At 54.0% G+C, this 5,459-nt stretch carries 4 protein-coding genes; 2 read left to right on the plus strand and 2 right to left on the minus strand.

All coding sequences use genetic code 11. The features are described 5' to 3' along the window. Positions 1-752: glycoside hydrolase 43 family protein (locus VGM48_RS06355; protein WP_331577187.1), on the minus strand; the 752-nt coding region annotated here is incomplete at its 3' end. Positions 753-887: 135 nt separating this feature from the next. Here VGM48_RS06355 and VGM48_RS06360 point away from each other — a divergent pair. Next, positions 888-1,757: a pirin family protein gene (locus VGM48_RS06360; RefSeq protein ID WP_331577189.1), complete on the plus strand. Its 870-nt coding sequence runs from the start codon at positions 888-890 to the stop codon at positions 1,755-1,757. Between the two features lie 67 nt (positions 1,758-1,824). On the opposite strand, the gene VGM48_RS06365 is transcribed toward VGM48_RS06360, so the two are convergent. Then, positions 1,825-4,320, minus strand: a complete 2,496-nt coding sequence (locus VGM48_RS06365; protein ID WP_331577191.1) for an ABC transporter permease — start codon at positions 4,318-4,320, stop codon at positions 1,825-1,827. A 261-nt stretch (positions 4,321-4,581) separates the two neighbouring features. On the opposite strand from VGM48_RS06365, the gene rlmN reads away from it, so the two are divergent. Further along, on the plus strand, positions 4,582-5,459 hold an 878-nt coding region (gene rlmN, locus VGM48_RS06370), incomplete at its 3' end, for a 23S rRNA (adenine(2503)-C(2))-methyltransferase RlmN (protein WP_331577193.1).

The following is a 5,459-nucleotide window of genomic DNA, read 5'->3' on the forward strand; positions in this document are numbered from 1 at the left end:
AACGCAAGCTGCCAACCCGTAGTCACCCCACCCGCCGGCGCAAAAATATAATAGTAGCCATTCCGTTTGTAAAGCTTCGGCCCCTCGATCGTCGGCTGCCGGTCATGCCCGTCATAAACCATCCGCCCCTCTCCCGCTACACTCAATCCATCGGGCCGCAAAGGCCGTATGGTGAGCAAACTGTTGACCTCGGCACGGCTCGCCGCCCACGCATTCACCAGCCATACCCGATGTCCCCCCTTCCCGTCTTCCTCAAACAATGGACAGGGATCGATCAGCCCTTTCCCGCCAACGACCAGCACCGGCTTGCTCCAGGGCCCCGCGGGATTCCTGGCAGTGACGACATAGATCCCATAGTCGGGATCCGGATAGTAAATGTAAAACTCGCCTCTGAAATACCGGATAGACGGGGCCCAAACGCCATCCCCATGTTCCGGCTTGTCATAGACCTCCCCCGGCTCCTGCCGCGACAACGCATGCCCGATGATCCTCCAGTTCACCAGGTCCCTCGAATGAAGGATCGGCAACCCCGGTATACAATTAAAACTCGAAGCCGTCATATAATAATCATCCCCAACCCGCACCGCATCCGGATCGGAATAGTCCGCATACAAGATCGGGTTCTTATACGTTCCATCACCCCGATCCGCCACCCACACCGGCCCCCGCCCACGCTGACTCTCGTTCCCCTGCCCAAGCAGCACAGAAAAAGCCTGCAGCCCCCATAACAGCAACACAATCGGTTTACCCATTTTCATAAGCAGCAAGTTTACAGAGACTAGCCGAATAAACGGGTAATTTCCCCAGCTTATTTACGAAAACGTTGTAGCGACCTCTTCTTAACCTACATTATTTTTCCCGCCCATCCCCATTCGTAACTTCACACCATGAAAAAGAAAATCGAACAAATCATACCTCAGCCCGCCGCCCCCGGCATGGTAGGCGATGGCTTCCGGGTGTTTAATTATATACCGGGAGAAAGCGTCCCTCAACAACGCATCAGCCCCTTCCTGATGCTGGACTTTAACGCCGAAGTCGAGTTCCCGCCTTCAACGCACCTCCGCGGAGTGGATGTCCACCCCCACAAAGGTTTCGAAACGGTAACGATCGCTTACAAAGGCAGCGTAGCCCATCACGACAGCGCCGGCAACAGCGGCACCATCAACCCCGGCGATGTCCAATGGATGACGGCAGGCGCCGGTATCCTCCACAAGGAATACCACGAGCAGGAATATGCAAAAAGAGGCGGCCCGTTTGAAATGGTACAACTCTGGGTCAACCTCCCCAAAAAGGACAAAGGCACGGCGCCCCATTACCAGGCCATCACCGCCGAACAGATGGGAAAGATCGACCTGCCCGACCACCAGGGCGTCGTCAATGTCATCGCCGGTGTATATAACGGGATCAAAGGCCCGGCGCAAACCTATTCCCCCGTCAATGTCTTTGACATAAAACTAAAAAAAGGCGCCGCAACCCACACCAGCCTGCCCGCAGACCATAACACGGCAATCCTGCTGATCAACGGCAGCGCCACGATCAACGATCAAAAGGCGCCCGAACACAGCTTCGTCCTCTTCGCCAACGAAGGCGAAACCATCGATATCACCGCAAACGAAGACTCCGTACTCCTCGTCCTCAGCGGCGAACCCCTCAACGAACCGATCGCCAGCTACGGCCCCTTCGTCATGAACACACAATCCGAGATCATCGAATCCATCCGCGAATTCCAATCCGGCAAATTCGGCGTCTTGGAATAAATAACAACGAGGTTGGAAGGGATACCCCCTTTCAACCTCGTTTCTTTTCCCCTAACATCTTCAAAAGCTATTCAGTCTTCAAACTCCTCACCGGGTTCGCCATCGCCGCCCGCACCGCCTGGAACCCGATCGTACAAAGCCCGATCACCATCGCAATCACCGTCGTATAAAAAAATACCGTCCAGGTGATCGGCTGCCGGTACGCAAACCCCTGCAGCCATTTACTCATGATCCACCACGCGACCGGCGCGGCGATCACCAACGATATAAAGATCAATTTCAAAAACTCGACCGACAATAACCGCACGATCGTCGCCACACTCGCCCCCAATACCTTCCGCACACCAATCTCCTTCGTCCGCTGCTCCGCACTAAATGCCGCCAGCCCAAATAGCCCCAGACAGGAGATAAGGATGGCGATCACCGTGAAATATCCGACGATCTCCGCCAGCCGGTTATCGGCGGCATAATTCCGCTGGAACTGCTCATCCAGAAAAGTATATTCAAAAGGATCGACCGCATCCTGCTTACGCCAGACCTCCTGCGCCGCCCGGATCACGGACCCCACATTCCCCCCACGGGTATGCACGATCACATAGTCGAAGCCATTGTTGTCCGACAGCAGCGAGAAGGCATACGGAGCCACCGCCACATGCAAGTCCTCAAAATGAAAATCCTTCACCACCCCCACAATGATCACCCCCGTCGAATCCGACGCATTCAGATAGATCTTCTGACCGATCGCCGCCTGCGGGCTGACAAACCCGACGGCCTTGATCGCACTCTCATTCAGTATAAAAGAATTACTGGTATCCGACAGGAAGTCCCTGGAATAGGCCCGCCCCGCCAGCACCGTAAAACCCAATGTCTTCATATAATCCGCATTCACAAAATTGGTCTTGACAATCTTCGCCTCACTCATCGTCTGCCCTGCCAGGCGGATCGCATTGTCCGCCGGATTGCCGATCCCCGGGTAATACGACGTTCCCGCGACGGATAACACGTTATTGTTTTGCAACAAATCACTCTTCAGCGAAGAAAAAATTGCCTTTGCCGTCTTACTCCGCAACGGGATGACAAGCTGCTGGTCCTTTTGAAAACCCAGATCGGCATGCCGCAGATAGGACATCTGCCGGAGGATGACCACCGTGGCGATGATCAGCACGATCGAGATCATGAATTGAACGACGACCAACCCCTTCCGCAACGACGCAACCGCCAACGAATTGGTCAATTTTCCTTTCAACACCTTCACCGGGTTAAAGGAAGAAAGATAAAAGGCGGGATAACTCCCCGCAACCAGACCCGTCAACACCGCCATCCCAAAAAACCCGGCAAACAACCACCCATCCGCAGCCAGCGACAACCTGATCTCCTTGCCCGATAACCGGTTAAACAACGGCAAAAGCAACCCCGTAAGCCCGACAGCTATTCCAAACGCCATAAATGTCATCAACAACGACTCTCCCAGGAACTGCCGGACCAGCCCCCCTCTCTCCGCACCCAGCACTTTCCGCACCCCCACCTCGGAAGAGCGTTTCGAAGAGCGCGCCGTCGACAGGTTCATAAAATTTATACAGGCGATCAGCAACGTAAATACGGCAATGGACGCCAGTATATACAAATAAGTGCGACTGGCCGGCGGCGTTACATTGGAATCGACCAGGTCGGTAAGATGGATCTCCCGAACCGGGATAAGGAACTGCGCTTTTTCAATCCCCCTCCTCTTCAGGTCATTGTCCGCATACTTGTGCATAAAGGCCGGCAACTTGGCCTGGAACCGCGCCGGATCAGTCCCGGGACGCAATTGGATATAGGTGGCGAACATGTTGTTGATCGCAAAATTCGTAGGATTCTGGTTGATATATTTCTCCATCTTGCCACCGGCAAACGATATAAATATCCGCTGATCGATATGCGAAGGCGATGCCATCGGCCGGAACACACCCGTAACCCGGTAATCATATTCGCCATTGCTGCCGCTATTGATACGAATCGTCTTTCCGAATGCGGGCGCATCCCCAAAGTATTTCCGGGCGACCTCCTCCGTCAGCACCACGGAATAGGGCTCTTCCAATGCATGCGCCGGCGACCCTTCCTTAAAGTCATAGGTAAAGATCTTAAAGAAGTTCCCATCCGTCAGCGCGATCTTATTCTCCAGAAAGGAACGCGTCTCGCCCGACCCCGACCCCGATCCCGATCCCGATCCCCGGCCGGACCCCATGTCACCCGCCACCGTAAACAAGGTCTTATCATCAAAAGAGCCCAGGAGACGCGTCGACCATACCACCTCCGGAAACTCCTTCTTCAAGGCCCAGGCCATCGGAGCAGGCGTCCGGTACACATTGCGCTGCTTTTCTCCCTTCACAATAAAAGTCGTCCCCACCTGGTACAGGTCCCCAATATTCTTGTGGTAACTATCATAGCTCATTTCATAATGGAGATACAACGCGATCAGCATACAACACGCCAATCCCGCCGACAATCCAAAAATGTTGACCGACGAGAAAAACTTATTCTTTACAAGGTTCCGCCAGGCAATCTTAAAATAGTTTCTAAGCATATGATAGTTTTTGTAATTCGTTGAAACCCCGAACTCCGCCGAACCGCATCGAACCCGAACTCCGCCCAACCGCATCGAACCCGAACTCCCCGAACCGCATCGAACCCGAACTCCGCCGAACCGCATCACAACCCCATTCCGCCAACCAATCAAATGCCTGAATTTAAAACGCTAATTATCAACAACCTACATCCCGTCAACCCGGCCGAACTGTCCGCTTTCGGTACAGCAGTTGTTCTATTTTCGTACCTTTGCAGCCTGATGCAAGCGAAAACGGAGAATAAGAACATACGACACCTGAGCCTCACCGAGTTAGAGCAGCACTTCGAAACCCTCGGGGAAAAAAAGTTCCGCGCAAAACAAGTCTACGAATGGATCTGGCAAAAACACGCCCACCACTTCGACGACATGACCAACCTCAGCAAGGAACTCCGCCGGCAGCTTGCCGAAAACTTCTCCCTCCCCGCACTAAAAGTCGACGCCACCCAATACTCCGCGGACGGCACGATAAAAAGCCGCTTCCACACCGTCGACCACCATATGATCGAAGGCGTCCTCATCCCGACCGATGAACGCAAAACGGCCTGTGTATCCTCCCAGATCGGTTGCTCCCTTAGCTGCAAATTCTGCGCGACAGGGTATATGGCACGCCAACGCAACCTCGACTACGACGAGATCTATGACGAAGTCGTCCTCCTCAACCAACAATCCGAACGCGTCTACGAAAAAAAACTCTCCAATATCGTCTTCATGGGTATGGGCGAACCCCTGTTAAATTATAAGAACGTCCTCAAAGCGATCGAGCGCATAACCGCCCCCGATGGACTGGCCATGAGCCCCCGCCGCATCACCGTTTCCACCGCCGGCGTCGCAAAGATGATCCGCCAGCTCGGCGACGACAAGGTCAAATTCAAGCTGGCCCTCTCCCTCCACGCGGCCAACGATACAAAGCGCAACGAGATCATGCCCATCAACGAGACGAATAATATCAAAGCGCTCATCGAAGCGCTGAATTACTTCTACCAGCAGACAGGCAGCGAGATCACCTTCGAATACATCCTCTTCAAAGACTTCAACGACAGCAAGGCAGACGCCGACGAACTCGTGAAGATCTACCGCCAGGTGCCCGCCGACCTCGT

The sequence above is a fragment of the Puia sp. genome, from assembly GCF_036500295.1.
Classification (GTDB): Bacteria; Bacteroidota; Bacteroidia; order Chitinophagales; family Chitinophagaceae; genus Puia.

Excerpts from the sequence above, each read along its gene's own strand:
- VGM48_RS06365 (WP_331577191.1), bottom strand. The coding sequence starts at position 4,320 with ATGCTTAGAAACTATTTTAAGATTGCCTGGCGGAACCTTGTAAAGAAT.
- VGM48_RS06360 (WP_331577189.1), top strand. The coding sequence starts at position 888 with ATGAAAAAGAAAATCGAACAAATCATACCTCAGCCCGCCGCCCCCGGC.